The sequence below is a fragment of the uncultured Martelella sp. genome, assembly GCF_963677965.2.
Lineage (GTDB): Bacteria > Pseudomonadota > Alphaproteobacteria > Rhizobiales > Rhizobiaceae > Martelella > Martelella mangrovi.
The window spans coordinates 381,573-403,534 of record NZ_CAXXFM010000002.1 but is presented as its reverse complement, the minus strand read 5'-3'; the positions used below and the strand labels follow the sequence as shown (position 1 = coordinate 403,534).

General features: G+C 59.9%; 23 protein-coding genes and 1 tRNA gene. 21 read left to right on the top strand and 3 right to left on the bottom strand.

Going from position 1 to position 21,962, the window contains the following annotated elements:
* The 20 genes from ACHZCU_RS19190 to ACHZCU_RS19095 form a co-directional block, all read left to right on the top strand.
* Positions 1-629: hypothetical protein (locus ACHZCU_RS19190; protein ID WP_319520119.1), on the top strand; the 629-nt coding region annotated here is incomplete at its 5' end.
* Positions 630-633: 4 nt separating this feature from the next.
* Positions 634-1,095, top strand: a complete 462-nt coding sequence (locus ACHZCU_RS19185) for a DNA circularization N-terminal domain-containing protein (protein WP_319520118.1) — start codon at positions 634-636, stop codon at positions 1,093-1,095.
* 4 nt (positions 1,096-1,099) lie between these two features.
* Positions 1,100-1,723 (top strand): hypothetical protein, encoded by a 624-nt coding sequence (locus ACHZCU_RS19180; protein ID WP_319520117.1) that lies wholly within the window; start codon positions 1,100-1,102, stop codon positions 1,721-1,723.
* 13 nt (positions 1,724-1,736) lie between these two features.
* On the top strand, positions 1,737-2,909 hold the full coding sequence (locus tag ACHZCU_RS19175) for a phage baseplate assembly protein (RefSeq protein ID WP_319520116.1): 1,173 nt from the start codon (positions 1,737-1,739) through the stop codon (positions 2,907-2,909).
* The gene (locus tag ACHZCU_RS19170) at positions 2,906-3,376 is read left to right on the top strand and encodes a phage baseplate assembly protein V (protein ID WP_319520115.1); all 471 of its coding nucleotides are present in this window, start codon (positions 2,906-2,908) and stop codon (positions 3,374-3,376) included. Before ACHZCU_RS19175 ends, ACHZCU_RS19170 begins: the two co-directional genes overlap by 4 nt.
* A gap of 5 nt (positions 3,377-3,381) precedes the next feature.
* Positions 3,382-3,903, top strand: a complete 522-nt coding sequence (locus ACHZCU_RS19165; RefSeq protein ID WP_319520114.1) for a phage GP46 family protein — start codon at positions 3,382-3,384, stop codon at positions 3,901-3,903.
* 37 nt (positions 3,904-3,940) lie between these two features.
* Positions 3,941-5,020 carry a baseplate J/gp47 family protein gene (locus tag ACHZCU_RS19160; RefSeq protein WP_319520113.1) on the top strand — a complete coding sequence of 360 codons (1,080 nt, stop codon included), beginning with the start codon at positions 3,941-3,943 and terminating at the stop codon, positions 5,018-5,020.
* Positions 5,010-5,837, top strand: coding sequence for a putative phage tail protein (locus ACHZCU_RS19155; protein ID WP_319517231.1), 828 nt, complete (start codon positions 5,010-5,012; stop codon positions 5,835-5,837). Before ACHZCU_RS19160 ends, ACHZCU_RS19155 begins: the two co-directional genes overlap by 11 nt.
* 3 nt (positions 5,838-5,840) lie before the next feature.
* Positions 5,841-6,476 carry a hypothetical protein gene (locus ACHZCU_RS19150; RefSeq protein WP_319517230.1) on the top strand — a complete coding sequence of 212 codons (636 nt, stop codon included), beginning with the start codon at positions 5,841-5,843 and terminating at the stop codon, positions 6,474-6,476.
* 57 nt (positions 6,477-6,533) lie between these two features.
* Positions 6,534-6,806: a hypothetical protein gene (locus ACHZCU_RS19145; protein WP_319517229.1), complete on the top strand. Its 273-nt coding sequence runs from the start codon at positions 6,534-6,536 to the stop codon at positions 6,804-6,806.
* Positions 6,807-6,808: 2 nt separating this feature from the next.
* On the top strand, positions 6,809-7,546 hold the full coding sequence (locus ACHZCU_RS19140) for a hypothetical protein (RefSeq protein WP_319517228.1): 738 nt from the start codon (positions 6,809-6,811) through the stop codon (positions 7,544-7,546).
* A 14-nt stretch (positions 7,547-7,560) separates the two neighbouring features.
* On the top strand, positions 7,561-10,197 hold the full coding sequence (locus ACHZCU_RS19135; RefSeq protein ID WP_319517227.1) for a hypothetical protein: 2,637 nt from the start codon (positions 7,561-7,563) through the stop codon (positions 10,195-10,197).
* Between the two features lie 76 nt (positions 10,198-10,273).
* Complete coding sequence (locus tag ACHZCU_RS19130; RefSeq protein ID WP_319517226.1) at positions 10,274-11,014, top strand: M15 family metallopeptidase; 741 nt, start codon at positions 10,274-10,276, stop codon at positions 11,012-11,014.
* A 35-nt stretch (positions 11,015-11,049) separates the two neighbouring features.
* Complete coding sequence (locus tag ACHZCU_RS19125) at positions 11,050-11,271, top strand: hypothetical protein (protein WP_319517225.1); 222 nt, start codon at positions 11,050-11,052, stop codon at positions 11,269-11,271.
* Positions 11,271-11,546 (top strand): hypothetical protein, encoded by a 276-nt coding sequence (locus ACHZCU_RS19120; protein ID WP_319517224.1) that lies wholly within the window; start codon positions 11,271-11,273, stop codon positions 11,544-11,546. Before ACHZCU_RS19125 ends, ACHZCU_RS19120 begins: the two co-directional genes overlap by 1 nt.
* Positions 11,543-11,998 carry a hypothetical protein gene (locus ACHZCU_RS19115; RefSeq protein WP_319517223.1) on the top strand — a complete coding sequence of 152 codons (456 nt, stop codon included), beginning with the start codon at positions 11,543-11,545 and terminating at the stop codon, positions 11,996-11,998. Before ACHZCU_RS19120 ends, ACHZCU_RS19115 begins: the two co-directional genes overlap by 4 nt.
* On the top strand, positions 11,922-12,212 hold the full coding sequence (locus tag ACHZCU_RS19110; RefSeq protein WP_319520112.1) for a hypothetical protein: 291 nt from the start codon (positions 11,922-11,924) through the stop codon (positions 12,210-12,212). Before ACHZCU_RS19115 ends, ACHZCU_RS19110 begins: the two co-directional genes overlap by 77 nt.
* A 23-nt stretch (positions 12,213-12,235) precedes the next feature.
* Positions 12,236-12,487, top strand: a complete 252-nt coding sequence (locus tag ACHZCU_RS19105; protein WP_319517221.1) for a hypothetical protein — start codon at positions 12,236-12,238, stop codon at positions 12,485-12,487.
* Entirely contained in the window at positions 12,466-12,921 is a 456-nt protein-coding gene (locus ACHZCU_RS19100) for a hypothetical protein (RefSeq protein ID WP_319520111.1), read from the top strand. Before ACHZCU_RS19105 ends, ACHZCU_RS19100 begins: the two co-directional genes overlap by 22 nt.
* A gap of 908 nt (positions 12,922-13,829) precedes the next feature.
* Positions 13,830-13,903: transfer RNA gene (locus ACHZCU_RS19095), tRNA-Cys, on the top strand.
* Positions 13,904-14,084: 181 nt separating this feature from the next.
* On the opposite strand, the gene ACHZCU_RS19090 is transcribed toward ACHZCU_RS19095, so the two are convergent.
* Positions 14,085-14,816, bottom strand: coding sequence for a DUF4396 domain-containing protein (locus ACHZCU_RS19090; RefSeq protein WP_319520110.1), 732 nt, complete (start codon positions 14,814-14,816; stop codon positions 14,085-14,087).
* A gap of 468 nt (positions 14,817-15,284) precedes the next feature.
* Between ACHZCU_RS19090 and ACHZCU_RS19085 the strand changes: the two genes are divergently transcribed.
* Entirely contained in the window at positions 15,285-16,586 is a 1,302-nt protein-coding gene (locus ACHZCU_RS19085) for a Gfo/Idh/MocA family oxidoreductase (RefSeq protein WP_319520109.1), read from the top strand.
* A 230-nt stretch (positions 16,587-16,816) separates the two neighbouring features.
* Here the strand turns inward: ACHZCU_RS19085 and ACHZCU_RS19080 are convergent, their stop codons facing one another.
* Positions 16,817-20,116, bottom strand: a complete 3,300-nt coding sequence (locus ACHZCU_RS19080; RefSeq protein ID WP_319520108.1) for a PAS domain-containing protein — start codon at positions 20,114-20,116, stop codon at positions 16,817-16,819.
* Between the two features lie 257 nt (positions 20,117-20,373).
* Positions 20,374-21,360 carry a UDP-N-acetylmuramate dehydrogenase gene (gene murB / locus ACHZCU_RS19075; protein ID WP_319520107.1) on the bottom strand — a complete coding sequence of 329 codons (987 nt, stop codon included), beginning with the start codon at positions 21,358-21,360 and terminating at the stop codon, positions 20,374-20,376.
* Between the last annotated feature and the right edge of the window lie 602 nt (positions 21,361-21,962).

Below are 21,962 nucleotides of genomic sequence, written 5' to 3'. Positions count from 1 at the left end.
ATATTCTTGGCGGACTTTGGCCGACCGAGGAAGGCATGAAGGCGGCCTATGCCGGCGGTTATCGCGGCGATCTTTACGGTGAAGATATAGAGGCCCGTCTCGCAGAGTATGAGGCCGAAGCGCGGAATGCTGCTGCAGAAAGTGCAGCAAATACCCGCAAGCGCATTCGCGAAGAGCGCGATCAGAATGGCCTTCCTGATGACTACATTCCGCCGGACTATGAGCGAGAACCCGGAGCGGCGGAAATCCGGCGCCAACAGCGCCAACAGCGGGATAGTGGCGGGGATTCGCTGCTGGATAAATTTATCAACCTGTTTTCGTCCGATGATCTTTCCGAGAGTATTGAGGAAGGTTCGCGCGAAATGGGCCAGTCTTTTACCGACGGGGCAGAGGGAATCCGCAAGGCGAGCGACGATGCCAGGGGCAAGATGAGCGATGTGGGCCGCAATGTCGAAGCGGGCGGCGATGATATTGTCCGCGCGCTCGGCAATGCCGCCACCGCCATCGATACCGCCGCAACGAAACTGACCGGCGCGGCCGGTCGCCTGCAGCGCCGCCAGGAGCGGGCCAATGCCAATCCCGGAAAATCCATGAAGCCGGAAGACAACGCGCCGGCGGGAGCCTATTGAGATCATGCGCAATTGGGCAGCAACGCTTTTCCCCGGCTCCTACAAGGGCGTGCCGTTTTATGTGGAATATGATTCCGCATCGGGCGGCAAGCGGCTGGCCGTGCATGAGCATGCCGGCGGCTACCAGTCCTCGGTCGAGGAATTGGGCAAGGTCACTGAAGCTTTTGACGTGACGGCCTATACGATCGGCGATTTTTCCGATGTGCAGGCGCTGGCGCTGAAGGCCGTCTTGAATGCGCCGGGGCCCGGACTTCTGACGCTGCCGATCGATCCGCCGATGCTGGCGACGGCCGAGCGCTACTGGCGCACGCGCTCAAAGCGTGAGCTTGGCTATGTCGGCTTCGGCATCACCTTTGTGCCGCATCCGACCGCGCTGGGCAAAGCGCTGAACCTGGGCAATGTCAATGCTGCCGTGGCGGCCGGCGTCGGGCTTGCGGCTGCCGGCATGTCATCCTTTTTCGGATAGTGTCATGAGCGCAGAAAAAACGGTTATTCTCGACTGGCTGTCCGGCCTCGCCGCGACGATCATTTCCGATTCCGACGATACGGCCGATTTCGCCGCGCGGTTAGAAGTTGCCGCCGCGCTCGATGCGGCCGCGTTTTCGCAGGAAGTTTTGGCCTTGATGCAGATGGTCGGTGAGAGCGTCAGCGCGGAAACCGATTTCGAGGCGATCAAGGTGAATCCGACCGCCACGGGCGAAACGCTTGCCGTGATGCAGATTCTGACAGCCTTTGGCGCGGCCATCGGCGGCGTGCGGGTCACGTGGCCGTCGCGTCCCGCCGCGCGCGACGCCCGCCAGCGGATTGCCGAAACGGGCGAAACCGGACTTGCTGCGGTCTCCGCGCTGGGTGCGGATGGCGCGCAACTTTTCGGCTGGCTTTCCGGCGTGGTGGCGCTTTGCGTGCGCATGGTGTCGGAGATCGCGGCAACGGCAACGCCGATGGTGGCGGTGGAAACCGGCATATCGCTGCCGTCCGCCGTTCTGGCGCACCGGCTTTATGGCGATGCCGGTCGCGCCAGCCAGCTTTTCGAGGAAGCCAATGCGGCAACGCCGATGCTGATGCCGACGCGGTTTCAGGCGCTGGCGCGGTAGACGGTAAACCCGGATGCTTCTGGAAAAGATCACGATCACAGGCATAGACCTGCCGATCAAGCGCACCGAAATCGAATATGGGGCTGATGAGGCCGTGCGCCAGGCGCGGTTCTCGCTCACGCCAACGCAGGATAACGGTTTGCCTGTTATCCCGGGCGATGCGGTGACGGTGAAGGCAAATGACACGCTGGTGCTGACCGGTTTTGTGCGCGATGTGATGCCGCGCCACGACCCGCAAAGCCACGAACTGGACGTGACGATCGTTTCCAAGACGGTCGATGCCACGGAAACCTCCGTGGAGCACGCTTCCGGCGAGGTGATCAACCAGCCGCTCGACAAGGTTGCCAATGAATTCGGTCTCTATCATGTCGATATCCTGACCGGCGAGCGCACGGCTGACGATCCGGACCTCGCCAACAGCGATTTCGGGCCGCTTGTTGCCGAGCAGAGAGCGGCGGCCGCCTTGCCGCCGGAACCACGCGTCAAGCTTCGGCCCGGTGAAACATCATTTGCAGCGCTGGAACGTGTCACGCGCGGGCGCGGCATCCTGATCTATGACACGCCGGAGGGGCGGCTGAAACTGGCGTCAAAGCCGGAAGGCACGCATGACGGAAGCCTGCGCTTTGGCGTCAATATCGAACGCGCCTCGGCCACGCTGACGGAACGCGGGCGCTACAGCCCGGTGATCGTGCGCGGCGAGACCAGCGAGGCCGCCGATATCGATGCCGAGCGCATGGAAGCGGAAGCCATTGACGACACGGTGACGCGCCGCCGGCCGATGATTATCGTCATGGAAGGGCAATCCGACCCGGACAAGCTCAAGCAGCGCGCCGCCTGGGCGGTGCAGCGCAACCAGGGCGAGGCGATTTCCGTCAATCTGACGGTGACCGGCTGGCGCGATGATGCCGGCAACATCTGGCAGCGCAACTGGCTTGTGCATGTGATCGATCCGTGGCTCGGCCTGGATGGCACGATGGCGATCAAGACCGTCGTGCTGCGGCAGGATGAGCAGAGCGACGGCACGGTGTCGGACCTGACATTGGTGGACCCCCGCGCACTGGGCGGCGAAAACCCGCGCGGCAAATCGAACAAGGCTTACAAGGCCAAGAGCAAGGGCAAGTACAAAACTATGGATTGGGTCAAGTATAAGGAAGAGCTGGACGCTGAGATCGCGGAGGCTGAATGACAATCCGCCAGATCATCCTCGATGGCCGCATCACGGAAGAAAAAGGCCGCCAGTTCGTGAACGGGCAGGGGCTTTATAATGACGGCTTCACCAAAATCCTGCGGATCGAGCCGTGGGGCTATGCCTCGGTGCCTGTTGCCGGTTCGCGCGGCATCGCCGTGCCGCTGGGCGGCAATGCCGATATGGCGGTGTTTCTCGGCGGCGAGAGCGGCAGTCATCGCCCGCCCGGTCTGCCTGCCGGCGCCTCGGCGCTTTACGATGCCAACGGCAATATCATCAAATGCGTGGGCACCGGCATCGTCATTGATGTCGCCGGCCGCACGATTGACATCACCGCCGGGCAATGGACGCTCACCGGCAACGCCACGATCAACGGCAATCTCACCATCAATGGCAATCTCACCTGCACGGGCAATGGCACCTTCGCCGGGTCCGTCACCGATGGCGATGGCGACGGCGGGGCATAACGACAATGCGCATCATCCCGATTGACGACAGCGGCGCGGAAATCTGGCGCGCGCCGGACCTGGTGTGGAACGGCGTCACCGCCGACCTCGCCATTAATGCGCTGACACACCCGACAGCGCCGGGCGATTTCACCGCCGAGCAGGCGCTTGCCACGCAGGTGCTGATTGCGCTGATGACGGACCGCCGCGTGGAAGAAAGCGAGTTGCCGCCCGGCGAGATGAACCGCGGCTGGATCGGCGACAGCTATGACATCGGCGAACACGAAACGCCGATCGGCTCCCGCCTCTGGCTGTTGCGGCGCAAGGCGCTGACGGAAGGTATCGAATACCTTGCCGAGGCTTATGCCAAGGAAGCCCTGCAGCCGCTGATCGACCAGGAGGCCGTCGCCTCCATCACCGTTTCGGCCACGGCCAACCGGACGGAAAACCGGCTGGAGCTTGATATCGCGCTTTATGCCCGCTCGGGACAGTCCGTCTTTGCCGAGCGCTACGCCATCATCTGGGATCAGGTGAAGGCGCTTTCCTGATTTTCTCTCACATGCTCTTTATCCGGAGTGATACATAATGCCATGGACCATCCGCCCGCTTGCCGACTGGTCGTCGCGCATGCGCGGCTCATTCCGGCAATATCTGCAGGGCACCGACAGCGCGCTTGCCAATAATTTCGTCACGGTCACCGCCAAGGTCGTGGCGGCCATGGCGCATGAATACGAGCTGCGGCTGGGCTATCTCACGCGGCAGATGTTCCTGACCACGGCAACCGGCAAATGGCTGGCCGCGCATTGCTATGAGGTCGGCATTTTCCGCAAGCCGGCGGCGCGGGCAAGCGGCGTGATCGCAGGCGTTGGCGCGGTGTCGACAACCTATCCGGCGGGCATCCGCTTTCAGTCCGGCAATATCATCTATGTTTCGACCGCGGCGGTCACATCATCGGCCAGCGGCGCTGTGGAATTTTCGGTGCGCGCCCAGTCGGCAGGCCTTGCGGGCAACCGCGATGCCGGCAGCGAACTGGCGCTTGCCGATGCCGGGTTGTACCCGGCCCTTTCCGACACCTTCACGGTCGCCTCCGGCGGGCTTGGCGGCGGGGCGGATACGGAACTGGACACCGGCCTCAGGGCGCGCGGCCTGCAGCGCAAGCAGAACCCGCCCGGCGGCGGCACGCTGACGGATTACGAGCGCTATGCGCTGGAGGTGCCCGGCGTACTGAAAGCCTGGGCCTTCCAGATGAGCACGCCCGGCAGCCTTGTCGTGCTGTTCCTCTTCGAGGGCCGCGACGACTACATCCCGCTGCCTGCCGATGTGGCAGTGGTGCAGGCGGCCATCGATGCCCAGCGCCTGATCCGCGTGGACAACAGCGTCGCAGCCGCCGCGGTGGCGCGTGAGATCGATATCGAGATCGGCGGACTTTCGCAGGATACGCCGGAAATCCGCGCCACGATCGAACAGGCGATCACTGATATGTTTCTGGAAAAATGCCGCCCGGGCATTGCCGCCTCCACCTTCACCGTGTCCGTTTCGTGGATTGCCGAGGCCATTTCGCAGGCCTCCGGCGAGGAACGTCACCGGCTGATTGCCCCGCTCGCCGATATCACGCTGACAAATGGCGAATTCCCGGTTCTGGGCGAGGTCACCTATGGCGCGTGATCCGGCCTTTTCCACCATCACCACCATTGCCAGCAACTCTGCCAGCGGCGCGCCGCTGGGCTTTGATGTCGACAATGATGCAATCGAGATATGGCCGCGCGCAACCTCCCCGACCGTCGTTGTCGGCACGGTCATTCCCACCGGTTATGACGGCACTGGCGGGCAGGCGGCAAGCGCGGCCCCGTGGGATGCGCTGGCCAACCCGGTCAATGACGACCTGATCGACGCCGGGCTTGCCCTTTGGCCCACGGGCGCGGCCTGGGGCACGCCGGATGGCGAGAGCATGCCCATCGACAGCGTGCTTGCCCGCTTCACCCGCGTGCTGCTGTCACCGTTCGAATGGCTCTATGCCCGCGCTTTCAAGCTGGCACGGGAATCGACCGTGCAGGGCGTCGATGAACTGCTTGAGGAATGGGAGGCGGATTATGGCCTGCCCGGCCCCTGCGGCCCATCCGTCAGCGTGGAAGAGCGGTTGCGCGCGCTGGAAACAAAAGTGCTCGGCGGCGCGATCATCACGCCCGGCGATTTCATCGCCCTCGCTGCCCGCTATGGCTTCACCATCACCATCAAGGAACCGGCCACATTCGAATGCGGCTTTTCCGAATGCGGCGGCGGCCACCAGCTGGGCAACCCGATGACCGAGGAAACCTTCTGGATCGTGACGATCAGCGACCTTGCCGTCGATTATTTCCGCTGCGGCGAGGGCGAATGCGGCTTCACCCCGCTGTTCTCGCTGGGCGAGGCGGAACGTCTTCTTTGCATGCTCAGACAATTTGCCCCGGCCTGGACCACGCCGGTGTTGGCCTTCGAGGAGTAACAGATGAAGTATAACCCGCCCTTCGGCTCGAATGATCCGGATTCCATTTATGTCGATCGCAACACGCCCGGCGCGGTATCAGGTTCCGTGCCGCCTGCGCCTGCCATCGAGCACCCACAGCGGGAAATCGTCAATGCCATCCTGGCCGCCGGACTGACGCCTGACGGCAACGATCTTTCTCAGCTGACACAGGCGATCAGTGTTATCGCGGCCGCTGCGGTGCTGGACGACTATCTGCAAAAGGCCGGCGGCACGATGACGGGGTCGCTCATCCTTAATGCGGACCCGACAGCAGCTCTCCACGCTGCGACAAAGCAATATGTTGATGCTACATCCGCAGCGCTTTACACAGCAAAGGTCGTATGCCGTTTTGATGGCCTCACCCTTGACGTTCAGCGCGGCGAAAATGTCTCATCGGTCGTAAATGACGGAGCCGGTCTGTACACCATTAATTTCGCGACCAATTTGCCAGACACCAATTACGTCGTTGTGGGCGGTGGGTATGATTCTACGGACCCCGCCATTGACGGATTTTTGCAAGTGACAAGCCGGACGGTCAGCTCTGTTGCTATCCGCCTTAACGATCCCACGAATAATATTCGGCGTGATCTGCAAACGGTCGATGTCGTTATTTTCTAGGGGTCTGCGAATGTCAAATCCAATTGTTCATAACGCCGGCTGGCCGGGCGGTGCGCCATGACGGCAAAGGTTGAAATCATTGCCGATGCCTCCGGCCTGTTCGGCGCGGAAGGCATGGAGGTTGTCGTGGCGTCGGATGCGCCGCCCGGCATTTACGAGGTCACGCTGGGCGTTACCGTCGATCCCGGTCTGCCCGAAGCCCGGCACTATTCCACCACCGAAACATTCCGCGTGCGCGCACCGATGTTTTTCAAGAATGATGACGGCGAAATCCGGCCCGCGCGCTATACGCGCGACAGCGGCACGGACGCCATTGCCCTGAGGACCTGACGATGGCCGAAGAAGACGATATCAGCCAATGGACCGAAGCCAACGACACCACCGAAATCGATCGGGTTATCGGGCACAATCTCGATGGCAAGGCGCGCGCAATCAAGGTTGACAAGCTGGCGTCCAAGGCGGCGCTGGATGCGCTGGCCGGACGCGTGTCTGCCCTGGAAACGATAGAGATTGCCACACTCAGCGTTGATGGCGGCTCGATCTATGAGAAAGGGCTTTCCGTCACGCCGACATTGAACTGGACTATTGACGGCGCTGGCACCGTTACAGAACAGGTGATTAACGGGAACATCGTTGCTCCGGAAGCGCGAACATGGACGGCCGCTGCGGCGATCACCGCCAATACGACCTATACGCTGACAGTGACAGATGCGTCTGACCGCGATGTTTCGGATAGTGTTTCGATCTCGTTTCGCCCTCGCATCTATTGGGGCATGAGCGACGCGCTTGTAATGGACAGCGCCGGCGTTCTGGCGCTCGAAAGCGGCAGCTCGGCATTGTCAGCCAGCCGGGGCCGGACCATGACAATGGCGCCGGATGGCGAACAATATTTCTACTACGCCTATCCAACTTCGTTCGGTCAGCCCTCGTCGGTGACGGCCTATGGCTTTCCCACGGATCCGGTCGTCACCACGATTTCAATGACCACCGCCGCCGGCAATACCGAAGATTATTACCTTGTGCGACTGCCTGAACTGTTGACGCAGTCCGGCACGGTCGTCGTCAGTTGATGGAGGTCTGACCAATGGCCAATGCATTCATACCTGCTGAAATCGCCGAGGGCGGCAACGGCTTCCCGGCTGTCAGTCAGACAAGGGTCAAGGGCGGCGCATGGTCTGTCAGCGCAATCGCTGATTGGCAGAGCGAGATCGAGCCGCGCTATCGTGCGTCCGGTATGCGGATCCTCGATCGCAGCGACCGCAGCGAATGGGTTTTGCAGGATGACCTTGTCAGTGTTGTCGAAACCAAAGGTTCGGCCGCCTCTGACGCTGCCGAACAATCGGCCAACGATGCAGCGCAATTCGCTCAGACTGCGGACGAAAGAGCGACTGCGGCTGGTGTGAGCGAGACAAATTCGGCCGAAAGTGAAGCTAATTCGGAATCTTACAAGGATCAGGCCTTCGCCAGCTTGTCTGGTTCCCAAACCTACAAGAATGACGCGGCCCTGCTCGCTCAACAAGCGCAGGATGCGCGAAACGCAACTATCGCGGCAACCGACCTTAGCGCAATCGCCGAGTTCATCGACACTGATGCTGACCTGTCCGGCGCTGGTCTGAGCGCCAATGACATTGTGATGGTCTGGAAAGATAACACACGCGGTGATGCGACCACCCTTTATCAATGGGACGGCTCAGCTTTCGGCGATCCTACGGTCTGGCTCAACTCTCAGCGGCTTTCTGACCGCCAGCAAATGCTGCCCTATCTCTCGAAACAGATCATTGAATGTATCAGCGCACATCAGGCCAAAACCTACGGCCAATCGGTTTCGTACCTGTCACTGATCGACAGCATCAATGGCGAACCTGGATACGCCCTTCTGCCGTGGTTGTCCTCGAAGATATACAACAAGTCTCTCGATCCTGCCAGCGGCGACGGTGTTCCTGCCCGTGCGTCAACGACAGGAGGAATGGCTGCTGTTGAAGTCGGGGCAATAGCGTCCACGTCGAGCGACGATTACGCGGCGATTTTTAACGGCAATACGGCGGTTTGGAATGTCGGCTCGTGGACGGTTCGGAAGGGCGGCGCTTCGTTTGATTTCGACACGCTCACGCTTTGCTACATTGTCACGGCCGGTGGCGGGACTATCGAATTTTTCCGAGACGGTGTGTCCGTTGGCGGTCCTTACGATACGTCTGTTGGTACGGTCGGAGCCATAGGCTTCGCCGAAGCAGTCGAGACGGACAACACCCGCACTGCCGAGTTGACAGTAGTGATTTCCGGCGGAACCGTGAAATCTTGTGCGACCACCAACGGGCACGGCCTTTATCGTCTGCAAGAAACGGATACAGGTAACCGTCTTTATGATCACAACTGGCTGGCAGAAGGCGGGCTTGGCATCTATGACGCGGTTGAATTCGCACAAAGCCGCGCCAACACACAAGCCTTGGTCGCGCGACTTGCGCCGGACATCATCACAGTCAACGGGCGTGAACAGATTGAAACCGTCGAGGACGCCGCACCCCTTCTGTTCGATATCCTCGACGCCGCAGCACCAAACTGCGACAAGGTTGTTTTTTCTGGAGCACCTATCCCATATGGTGGCGCGGATGAGGCCAGCTCCATCCAACAGGCCAATCTCTGGCGGGCCTTCACACTTCAGCGCCGCGCTCTCAACAAACCATACACATTCATCGATATCCGAAATCAATTCGAAGTCGATGGAGACCCGACGACTGCCTTAGGTTATTTCCAAGCCCTGCCGGATGAATGGGAAGACGGTGGTGTGCACATCGGACCGGAGGGGATGGCGGCGTTTTACGGTCCATGGACACGGCTTTTCAGTAGTATCCTACCCGGTCAAGGCGGACAAAGTGGCGCTCCTTACACGCGCGAAGCTGGTTGGCTTGGTATTGATACACAGATCGCCGACATTAGTGGTTTGGGCTATAAGTTTTCAGTGATCGCCCCCTACGACGGTAGGTTTTATCTACCCCGCTCTGTTCGGTTTCTGACCAATGAAAGTCTGGGCAATAACGACGAATACTTTCAGGTAGGTTCCGGTGGTACGGGGTCTGGTGGGCGTGATTATAAAAACCATGTTGTGCCTCTCACTATGTCTTTCGGCACGTGGGATGGTCGATTTTCCCGGTCCGAAAGTATCGTCAACGGTTTGCACGTCATCGAATACAAAGATAGCGCGGCCGACAATCCAGCGGACGATGCGATTGTGAAATTTGGCGCTGTATGGCACGACCAGATCACACTGGCGGAGGCAAACGCCCTGGCTGGTGGATCGATCAACCAGATTCGGGGCACAGTTGCCCATATCAATTACGGCACACAGACTGGCATGGCCGTAGCTTCTGGCGGTGGCAGCGGTTCGTGGCGCGCGCTTGGCAGAATGGTTTCACCACCCAATAACAGTGGGTCGCCTGGCGCGCCAGGCGACTTTGCCGCGTCTGCCACAGAGGTAAGCTTTTACATCGGGAACGGCGACGATAGCCACGCGTGGTCAATCTGGAAGAGATCTGCATTCGAGCCAGACGTTAGTGTTGTGGATGCTGCGACTCCTACATCCGCCGCTGCGACCTATGATCAGGCGCAGATTGATGCGCTGTTCGACGAAGTCGAGGCGTTACGTGATGCTCTCAGGGCAACGCAGCAAAAACTAAACGCTGACTTCAGCAAGCGCAGGTCCGCCGGCCAGATGTTATCGTCCTGACGAACATCGCTCGGCCAATCCTCCAATCTGATGACCGCACCGCCTCCACTCGAGGCGGACGGCGGAGTTATATCCCATGACAGACGAACAGAAATTCATCCTCTGGCTTGAGGGCCGGCTGACGGCGCATGGCTTTACGCCGGGCGCGATCGATGGCGTTTTCGATGATACGGCCAAGGCTGCGCTGACGGCGTTTCAGCGCGCGCGCGGCATTTCGCCATCCGGCAAGGCCGATGTCGAGACCGTGGCGGCGCTCAGGCTTTCCTCCAGCCGCGTGTCGCCGGCCGATCGTGACGACATTCCCGATCGTGACCGGCCGGGCGCCGCCGACGCGCGCGGCGGTCCGTGGCCGTTGCAGCGCGATTGCACGAAAATATTCGGCGATCCGCAAACGCAGGTGCCGGACAGGCTGGTCATGGTGCGCATGCCTTGGGATTGCCGCGCGGCATGGAACCCCGCGCTGCGCATCACTCGCCTGCGCCTGCACGAAAAGGTCGCCGACAGCGCCGAGCGCTGCCTCGATCGTGCGTCCCGCACCTTCGATAGCGACGCCCGCCATCGCCTCGGGCTTGATCTGAGCGGGGGCTCCTATGCCAAGCGGCGCATGCGCGGCGGCAGCAGCTGGTCAATGCACGCCTATGGCATCGCCATCGATTGGGACCCGCAGCGCAATGCGCTGCGCACGCACGCGCCGGAGGCTCGCCTTTCCCATGATGACGCCCGCCGCTGGTGGGAAATCTGGGAGGATGAGGGCTGGGTTTCGCTTGGCCGTGCGCGGGACTTCGATTGGATGCACGTCCAGGCGGCGCGGATCTAGCACCGTCACTTCAACCGAAAAATCGAGGTGACGCCATGATCGCGCTTTTCGCCTTCTGGATGATCCCGGCCGTGCTTTCCGTGGCCGTGGTCATCTGGTTCATCGCCGCCGCCCGTCGCGCGCCCATGAGCGCCAATGGCTATGCCGGGCTGATGGTCCGTGCGCGCGCGGCGCTATTTTCGCTTTTCGTCATGTGGGCGCTTTACGGCCTGTTCGCGCTGGGCGCATGGCTTGTGCGTCTGATCGGTGGCTGGTGATGGCTGAAATCGTCAAGTCCGCAGCGGAAAAGACCTTCAAGCGAGAGGCGGCAACCTTCCTCATGCTGTGGTTCATGGCGCTGACCTCGTGGGGCTTTTTCACCGGCACGGAAGACATGCGCAAATATATCCTCGGCATGCTGATCATCCCGATCCCGACCATCTTTGCCGGCGCCTATGGCCTAGACTGGATCGGCAAGAAAACCCATTGGGGCGGACCGCCGGAAAACGCACGGCCGGGCAAGCCCAAAGCGGCGGAAGGTGAGGGCGCATGAGCTGGGTTATCGCGATATGGTCATGGTTGACGAAAACCCGCCTCGGCCGCTTCGTCGGCGCCACCCTGTTGGTGGCGCTGATTGCCGGCGCTGCCGTCTTCTGGATCAACCGTGAAATAAACGGCGTGTGGAAGCGCGGCATTGCCGAGGGCGAGCGGCGGGAACGCGTCGCGTGGGAGGCCGAAGAGTTCGAGCTTCGCAACCAGCTGCAGACGGCGGAAGATGACAAGCAGGCGGCTTATAACGCCATTGACGCGAACGACCAGGCCCGCCGGCGCACGGCGCTCGAACAGGCCCAGACAATCAGCGCGCTGCAGATGTCGCTGGAACAGGAAAGGCAGGCCAATGGCGGCAGCACATGCACAAAAGCGCCTGGTGGCGCTTCTTCTTCTGGCGCCGGCCGCATTTCTCGCGGCGTGTGGAACGACATCCGAGCGGCGGATAACGATTGATCCGGCCACCGTCAACCAGGCGAAAACACCGGATACGCTTCTGGAGCCATGTGAAGACCTGGAAGCGCTGCCGGCCGAACCGCCGGATGTCTATGGCGCGGTCTCGTTCCTGATCCGCGACCGGGCGCAATACCGCAACTGCGCGGCCGAAAAACAGGCACTGATTGACGTGATCGCGGTGCAGGAAGGGCGGCGGGACCGGCCTTCGAATTGAAATGTGTGCGCAGGGGCGGCGGCATGACCATGACGGAAGCAGAGCGTAATGCGCTCGAAAAACTGACCAAAGTTGATGAGGAAGGCGAGTTCCCGCCCTTCACGACGGAAGAACGAAAAGCCTTGAAAACCCTTGCCAAGGCTATGCGCGGCATCGAGGCCATCGGGTGGCTCGCAGGATCGCTGAAAACCTTCCTGATATGGCTCGGGATCATCGTAGGAGCGTGGGTTTCATGGAAGGCGGGATTTCTCGAATGGATGCGGGCCAACCTTTGACGCGCCGGATCTGGATGCATTTCGCGCGGCATGTCTTCATGTTCGCTCTGGCCGGTCTGGTGTTTGCCGTCCTGTCGATGATCTGGCGCCAGGCCGTGCCGGTTGTCGCCTTCATGCACGCCGATGATTGGCAGGTGACGGAAGGGCGGGTCAGTGCCCATGTCGAGGGCTATAAGCTGCGCAAGTGCACACGGATCGCCGGCAGCGAGGTCGGCTATGTGCGCGCCGATGGCGATGCCTGGATTGAAACCCGATTCGCCTATCTCGCCGACGACACGCCGGAAAACAGCAAGCCGCGCGGCTGGTATTCATTCGGCCGCTGGCAGTGGAACGATCAAGGCCGCCCGCCATCGCATGTCATGATGACCATCCAGCACGACTGCGACGGAAAACTGCTGAGCACGACCATCGGCCCGTTTCGCGTGGATCGGTAACGATAGGTCGTTCTGGTGATGCGAGAGTATACGGCGGCGGACAGGTCCCTGGAGAGGGAAATATTACGGAAGCGGTAAGGTTCGAAGATGTCGGAATGCGTATCCTATAAGGCCTCGAATTTCTGGATCGCCGTCAGTTTGGTAGATGATTGTGGAAAAGAACCAGACTGGGTTCGGCATGTGATGAAGGTCAAAACGGGAATGGATATCGATATAGATGAGGCAAGGGCGTGGTTGCAGGACAATGGCCCGGGCTGTCGATGCTCACGTTGCCGCCCGCCGCCGGGGCCGCCCGAGAAGAAATCAAGATATCCGCAACAACTATCGCTGTTGTGATTGGCCGCTCCTGGAAATCGGGGCGGCTTTTTTTTGTCGGTCACTACCCGTTGCTATTGTCGCCCTCTCGCGGATGCATCGACCGTGTGCATTTCGGGATAACGGTCCACTCTCCACGCTTGCCGCAGAATTTGCATTTGGGTTTAAGCTTGGTCACGATCTTGTCGGCGCGGACATGGCTCAAATCCACTGGCACCGAAAGGCGTTGGCATCGCCAGCACGTGGCGGAATAGTCTAGGTGTTCGCGGGCGGCGCCCACAGTGGAATAGTCGAGTTCAGACGGCATTTTACCTCGCATATATTTTGTTCAGTTCGCCGCCGTTGTTCTATTTATGTTCCATTGCGGAATGTCGTCAAGCTGCGAATCGCAACACGGCCACGAATGTCCGAGATTTCAGGTCGGAAAAACGACAATCATCAATGCCGCAATCAGGCTTCGCCGCCTTTCCAAAGGGAACAATCGGAAAACAGGCGTTCAGAATAAAAAAAGGACTTCGTTCAGAATAGAACTGTTGCAAACAGGAAAGATAACCGCTAAATGCCCGCCAACGCTTGCTTTCCAGCGAGCTAGGGGCCTCGTGGCGGAGTGGTTACGCAGAGGACTGCAAATCCTTGCACGCCGGTTCGATTCCGGCCGAGGCCTCCATTTCGGCTTTTCAGCCAGATAATCATCTGAAATCATTTGGCTTTTTTAGAAGGTGTGGCGGTCGGATGCCAACCGGTCGCCATCGGTGTGGCAAAGAACTGTTCTGTCTTGGCCGAAGCCGGGATTTTTCCCTTCCGTTTTCATCGCGCGAGCGTTGTCCATCTTCTCGTCAAAGCGCCGTCTACATCTTTTCCTTGACGCCTTTGGCGATCAGCCACCAGTTCACCGGATAGGATGTTGCAAAGCCGGCCCACATGGCGATTTGCATCATGAACCAGAATTCGACCGTCGGCACTTCCAGTTTCATGCCGAGAAGGTGGCGAAAGAGGTAGAACTGGGCGAACGCCATGAAACCGTACATTCCGACCTGCCAGGCTGTCAGAGACAGAAAATCCGCCTTCACGGCCTGGATGAGGCCCTGATACGGCGACAGGCCACGCATCGGTTTGATGGTGAAATACTGAAAGATGACGCCGAAGGAAAAGGCAAAGACGAAGTCGAGGATCCATACCGCAAACATCTTTTCGGCAAAGATTGTCTGCCAGCCGAACCAGACGGCAACCGCCGGTACGAGAAAGGCCAGCCATTCCGCGACGAGATCACCGAGTGCGCAACCGCTGCCGCAATGGGCAGCCCCTTTGCCAACCATCACCGCAAACGGCGTTTCGGTCATGTTCGGCGGTTTCTCGTCATTGTGCATCGCCTGGTGATGGGCTTTGCGGGTTGCCAGGCGGCCATAGCGAAAATAGGCCCATAACGCCGCAAAAGAACCGAACAGCGCGACCAGCGGCCAGACCGCGTTCATGATCCACATATGTTGCGGATTCCTGAAAATATCGAAAGCGATAATCAATGCGGCGATTGCGCTGGCGAGAAGCGAAAGGATGGCGAGCAAATGGAGCCATTCGGGCATGTCTCATCTCCTTGTCTTCCGGAAATCAGCACGGGAAAGCGTTCTGATTTTCAAAACATGTCTCTTGGCCAAGTCATCCGGCGGTTGAATTGTTCCATGGGGACGGCAGACGGGACTGCTGCTGTGTCCATTCGATACTGACGTCAACAGCAAGTCCGTGATGCGCAGGCGTCTCGTCTGCCGCCTCCTGTCTCGAAAATGACGGCGTGACGCATGCCTGTAGATTGATTCTGATCTGCTAGTCTGGCAGTATCGAAACCTCGGTATCGCGACTTTCCCGACACCCCCGGATCATGCTGACCTTACGGGGATTTTGCATGAATCAGTGATGGCATTGGCTTCGGACGGCGTTCGAAGGGATGCTTTTCTTGGGCGGGGCTGCTTGCGAAACCGGATGAGGGAGGCCCCGAAAGGGGCGGGAGCATAAAGGCCGGCGCGGACGCGTTTGCCGGGCACAAGGGCAGGATCATGAAATACGCCATCGTTGGAACGGGATCGCGGCACAAGATGTTTCGCAGCGCGGTCGCCGAAACCTATGCCGACCGCAACGCCTTGGTCGGGCTTTGCGACATCAACGAAAAGCGGCTGGCGCTTTCGGCCAATGCCGTGCCTGTCACCGGCAACGGAATTGCGACCTATCGCGCGGCGGAATTTCCGCAAATGCTGAACGAGCAGAAGCCGGACACGGTGATCGTTACCGTGCCCGATTACCTGCATCATGACTATATCGTCGATGCCATGCGGGCCGGTTGCGATGTGATGACCGAAAAGCCGATGACCATCGATCTGGAAAAGCTGAAGGCGATCCTCGACGCCCAGAAGCAGACCGGCCGCAAGGTCACCGTCACCTTCAACTACCGTTACACGCCGGCGCGCACTCAATTGAAGGATCTGCTGATGTCGGGCGTGATCGGCGATGTGACTGCCGTCAGCTTTCGCTGGTATCTCGACCGCGTTCATGGCGCCGATTATTTCCGCCGCTGGCATCGCTACAAGAACCAGTCGGGCGGTTTGCTGGTCCACAAATCGACTCATCATTTCGACCTCGTCAACTGGTGGCTCGGGTCTTCGCCAGTCTCGGTGACGGCGCACGGAAGCCGCTCCTTCTATAATGCCGAGACAGCCGAGGAGCTCGGTCTGCATCAACGCGGTCCGCGCTGTTACAGCTGTCCGAGCGCCGGGAATTGCGATTTCCGGCTGGACCTCGAAGCCGATCAGGCATTGCGCGCCCTCTATCTCGATGCGGAAGACGATGACGGCTATCTGCGCGACCGCTGCGTTTTCGATGATGACATCACCATCGAGGACACGATGCAGGTGCAGGCCGTCTATGGCACGGGCGCCAGCCTCAATTACACGCTGTGCGCCTACAGCCCGTGGGAGGGGCTTGAGGTCAAGTTTTACGGCACCAAGGGCGAGCTGTCGCACCGCCATGTCGAGGTTCACGGCGTCTTCGGCGGCAAGCGGGACAAATCGGAAGGCTCGGAATCGATGACCACGACGCTTCATCTGGCCGGCCAGCAACCGCAAAATCTCGATGTCTGGGAAGGTGAGGGCGATCACGGCGGCGCCGACCCGGTGATGCTCGGTTATCTTTTTGATCCCGAGAGCGGTGAAGACCGCTACGGGCGGTCATCGTCCCATATCGACGGGGCCTGGTCCATCCTCACGGGGATCGCCGCCAACCGGTCGATTGAAACCGGCGAAACCGTGCATATCGAAAAATTCCTCGCCGAGCACGGGATCGACCTGCCGCATAAGAAATGGTGACCGGCTGATCTCTTGGTTCAGCTCAATTTGTTGAAAAACCTGTAAGTAATCACAGTTGTACACCCCGCCGTCATTCCGGCCCTGAGCCGGAATCTAGTAAGCGCAAGTCCTTGCGCGCAAAGACTCTTTCTGGAAGCGCACAGCAAGCGGCCCTGGATACCGGCTCAAGGCCGGTATGACGAAAGAAACGCAAGACGAGCTTTGTCAGCAGTCTGGGCTGACCCCTTGGGTCAGCTGGCCGAATCGGCATCTCCTGCGGCGATCTTTCCGAGAAGGTCGCCGAGCGGTTCCGGTTCATGAATGTAGAACCCCTGGGCGAAGTCGACGCCGAATGTCTTCAGCTTCGCGCAGGTTTCTTCATCGCCGACAAACTCGGCAATCGTTTCAAGGCCCAGAACCCGGGCGACCTCGACGAAACATTTGACCGTCGCCTCGTTGAGCGGATCCTTCAGCAATTCACTGACGAACTGACCATCGATCTTGAGATAGTCGAGCGGAAAGTATTTGAGGTAACCGAAGGACGAAGAGCCGGCGCCGAAGTCATCAAGCGCGACCGAAATGCCTCTCAGGCGCAGTTCGGTGATGAAGCTCGTCGCTTCGGCCATGTTGGTGATGATCGCGGTCTCGGTGATCTCGATACACAGGGAATGGCAGACGTCTCTGCCGGCCTCATCCAGCATGTCGAGCGCGGTCTTGTGGAAGCTCCGGTCGCCGAATGACTGGCCGGACAGGTTGATGCAGATGCGGTGGGCGCTGTCTGTCATCCGGGCGGCGGCAACCTGCCTCAGCGCTTCGCCGAGGACCCAGCGATCGATATGGGGCATGAGGTTGAAACGTTCGGCCGCCGGCAGGAAACTGCCGGGCAGGATGACTTCACCATCCTCTCCGATCATGCGCAGAAGAAGCTCGATATGCCGTCCGGTTTCGTTGGCGCCGATCGGCGCGATCGACTGGGCGTAGAGCACAAAGGAGCCCTGCTGCAAAGCCTGTTCAATGCGGGACGCCCAGCGGGTTTCGCCCGACCTGATCTTGAGGCTTTCGTCGCTTTCTTCCCAGACATGGACGCGGTTTCGCCCGCTTTCCTTGGCGACATAGCATGAGGTGTCGGCCGCCTGCAGAATGGCTGAAACGCTGGTCGAATGCTGGTTGAACGGCACCAGACCGATACTCGCGCCAACCCTGAAGTGCTTGTTGTCGTGGACGAAGCGGAATTCCGCCATGCGGTCGCAGATCTTCTGCGCGACCCGCAGGCCATCTTCCGGGTTGCAATGTTCGAGGAGTACGGCGAATTCGTCACCGCCGAGCCGGGCCAGCGTATCGCGCTTGCGCAGGCAGTCCTGCATCAGCTGGCTGACCTTCTTGAGCAGGGTATCGCCGACGGTATGGCCGCATGTATCGTTGACGATCTTGAACTGATCGAGATCGATATAAAGCAGTACATTGCGGGTATCGTCCTTCTGCACCGTCTCGAAGGTCCGCTGCAAGCGACGGTCGAATTCCGACCGGTTGAGAAGGCCGGTCAGCGGATCGTGGCTGGCGCGATAGGTCATTTCGCGCGACAGGCGTCTTTGCTCGCTGACATCGTGGAACACCAGAACCGCGCCCAGAATTTCGCCGTCGGCACTGAGGATCGGGGCGGCCGAATCCTCGATGCTGTATTCAAAGCTGTGACGCCCGACCAGAAGCGTGTTTTCCGCCAGCCCCACAACCTGCTCCTGTTCCAGGCAGGCAGCGATCGGGTCCGGTGCCTTTTCGCGGGTTTCTTCATTGATGATACAAAAGACGCTGTCCGAGGGCTGGTCTTCGGCATCTTCGACGGTCCAGCCGGTCATCCGCTGGGCAACGGGATTGAGCCAGCGGACCCTGCCTTGCGCATCGGTGGTGATCACCGCGTCACCGATGGAGTTGAGCGTCACCCGCATCAGCTCATGCTGCTCGGCAAGTTCGAGGGTCATCTGGCGGCGCGCGGTGATATCCCAGGCCGCACCGACGATGCGTTGCGGGGTGCCGTTGTCGTCGTGGACAACATTGGCAGCGATATGCAGATGCCTGAGCCCACCGTCCGGCAGGACAACGCGGTATTCCTCGTCGAGATGCTCACCGGTTTCGATGGCATGCTGCACCGCCGCTTCGACCCGCGCGCGATCTTCCTGATACACGGCCCGGTGCCAGACTTCGCCGATGTCTTCGCGCCCCGCCTCGTCGAGGCCGTAGAGGCGATACATCCAGGCATCCCAGTGGGCGACCCTGCGGGCGATCTCCAGCTCCCAGATGCCGATCCCGCCGCTGTCGGTGGCAATCGCCATGCGTTCGCTCATCAGCGCCCGTTCTTCCTCGGCATGTTTGCGGGCGGTGATATCGGTATGGGTGCCGATCATGCGTATCGGGTTGTTGTTCTCATCCCGCTGAACGACCCGGCCCCGGTCGAGAATCCAGATCCAGCGCCCGTCCTTGTGGCGCATGCGGAACTCTTCCTCGAAATAAGGAGCCTCCCCGCGGATATGGGCGACGTCGGCATTCAGCGCTCTTTCGGCATCGTCGGGATGAAGGAATTTCAGCCATTCATCGCCGTCACTGGATATCTCGTCAGGGCGATAGCCGATGAGCGCACACCAGATGTCGGAGTAATGCGTCTTGCCGGTGACAAGGTTGGCGTCCCATACCCCGATACTGCCGTTTTCGCTGGCGATCACCATTCGCTCGTTGAGTTTTTCGAGTTCGAGGCGCTGAAGCGTCTGCTCGGTGACATCCTGAAACGCGCCGACCAGCCGAACCGGGTTTTGCGCGCTGTCGAACTCGGCGGAGCCTGCGGCGCGAACCCAGATTTGCCGGCCGTCGGCGCGTATCAACGGCAGTTGTTCGTCCCAGGGCGTGCCCGTCGATATGCCCCTGGCGACGGCTTCCTCGATTTGTGCGCGCGCCTGCGGTGCGTAAAACGAGATCGCCTTTTCCATTGTCGGGTTGTAGCCGGGCTTGACGCCGTGAATCCGGCAGGTTTCGTCCGACCAGAATATCGTCTCGTTGACGAGGTCGACCTCCCATCCGCCGATACCGGCGATCCGACCGGTGCGCTCCAGAAATGTCCTGTTCTTTCTGAGTTCTTCCTCCGCTTCCCTGCGGCTCGTTATGTCGTGCAGCGTTCCGAACATCCACTCCGGGCTGCCGCTGTCCGTCCAGGCCAGAACGCGGCCGCGCGCGGCGACCCAGATCCAGTGTCCCGATCTGTGGCGCAGCCGGGCCTCGTAATCATAGCTGTCGGTTTCGCCCCGCAGGTGCATGGCGAGGTTTTCCTCGTGCCCGGCCAGATCATCCGGATGAATGCGGTCCTGCCAGGTCTGCAGGTCTGTCGGTTCGAGGTCTTCCGGCTCATAGCCGATGATATGCGCCCATTCGCGGTTGAGCCGCAGTTCTCCGGTGCCGATGTTCCATTCCCATGTGCCAGACTGCGTTGCCTCGATGATCAGCTCAAGCCGGCGTCGTTCCGCGATGGGACGGTCGTGGATTTCGCTCTCGCCTGCTCCGTGGGGCATCGTTCCTGCTCCGGTTTGCGGGCCCCGGCCGTGGTCGATCGACCTCAGGCACCGCTGACATGTCATTATCCCACTGATACTAGGGCGGTTTGCCCTCAGAAACGACCCGTTGCGGCGATTGGATTTATGACAAGGGGTGTTCGCCCTCCGATCCGGTGACGTTCAGGTTGATAAAAACATATATTTTTCAATAAATTGTACGTTTCAGGCATATATCGTGAAACGCTAAAAAACTTGGCCTGACCTGCGGGCGACGGTCAGATCTCGATCGGTTCCTGCACGAGATCCACGCTGAAGCGGGTTTTGACGCGCTCGCGCACGAGCGCAGAAAACCGGGAAACGTCGGCACGTGTCGCGCCACCGTGGTTGACCAGCACCAGCGCGTGCTTTTCAAATGTTCCCACCGGGCCGAGCCGCTCGCCCTTCAGCCCGCATTGTTCGATCAGCCAGCCGGCGGACAGTTTCACGCTGCCGTCGGGCTGTGGATAGCGCGGTGCGTCGGGAATGGTTTGCGCATGGGCGAGGCTGACAACGGGATTGTGGAAGAACGAACCGGCATTGCCGAGCACGCGCCAGTCGGGCAGCTTGGATTGCCGCAAGGCCAGTACCTGCGCCATGACTTCGTCCGGCCGTGCGTCGGCCTGAAATTTCTCAAGGCCGGCATAGGCGTTTGTCACTTGCCATTGGCGGGGCAGGGCGAGCGTTACCGAGAGGATGATATAACGTCCCGGATCGGCCTTGAACCGGCTTTTGCGATAGCCGAAGCCGCAGGCCTCCCGGTCGAATGTCAGGGTCTTGCGGTTTTGCGTGTCATAGGCTGTGAGCGAAAGAAAGAAGTCTGACAGCTGGACACCGTAGGCGCCGATGTTCTGTACCGGTGCCGCGCCGACCGTGCCGGGAATGCCGGCAAGGTTCTCGAGCCCCGGCATCTCGTTGGCGACAGTCCAGGCAACGAATTCGTGCCAGTTTTCGCCCGCGCCGGCGGTAATGATATTGTCGGTTGCCGACTGCTCTGTGCGTTGCCGCCCGCCGATCCGCATCAGGCCGACAATTCCTTCGACAGATTCGCTGAGAACGACATTGCTGCCGCCGCCGAGGATCGTGAGCGGCATTGCGCGTGCCGCCGCCTCATCGACCGTGGCCTCCAGTTCGTCCACATTGGTGATGTGTGCGGCGAGCCGGGCAGCGGACTTGAGGCCGAGCGTATTTTCATGCGTCAGGTCGAAGTCGGCAATGAAGTCCATCAGGCAGTCTGTCCGTTCCGTTGGCAGGGGTAAGAGGCGTTTTCTGTCAATAGACACCGGATCGCCCCGGTGCAAGCATCCGTGTTATGGCCGAGGCGCTGCCGGGATGGTTCGCACTCTGATTCCCGTCTCGCCGATTCGAGGGGGCTACAGGTATGTTGCGACCGCTTTGCGACAATCTTTTGAGGTATGAACCGGATATTTGACTTGGACCGGAGCCGTCCTATCTGATTCCTTTGAATCGGAATTCAAGCGTCTGAGGGCAGAATGGCCATGAGATCATGTTTTCGGGTTGTGAGCGCTGCGACGTCACAATCCGCCTTGATTGGAAAATCGTGGTTTCCGATGCTTTCGGGCGGATGATTGACTGATGTCAATGCGTCTCGATGGTGCCTGTGTTTATATTGACGGTTTACAATTGTAATGCTGCTTTTGTACTTGAAAAATAAGTAAAAATGTCAATTTTTTGTGGACTTTCTACACCTTTGGTACCATATAGAGGTCGTCAAAACGAAGAGCGTTGACGTTTGGCGTCAACATTCGACGCGATCTTTCGCAGGCTAACGCCCAAGACCAGCGCCAGGCGCCAAAGTCAGCCATCG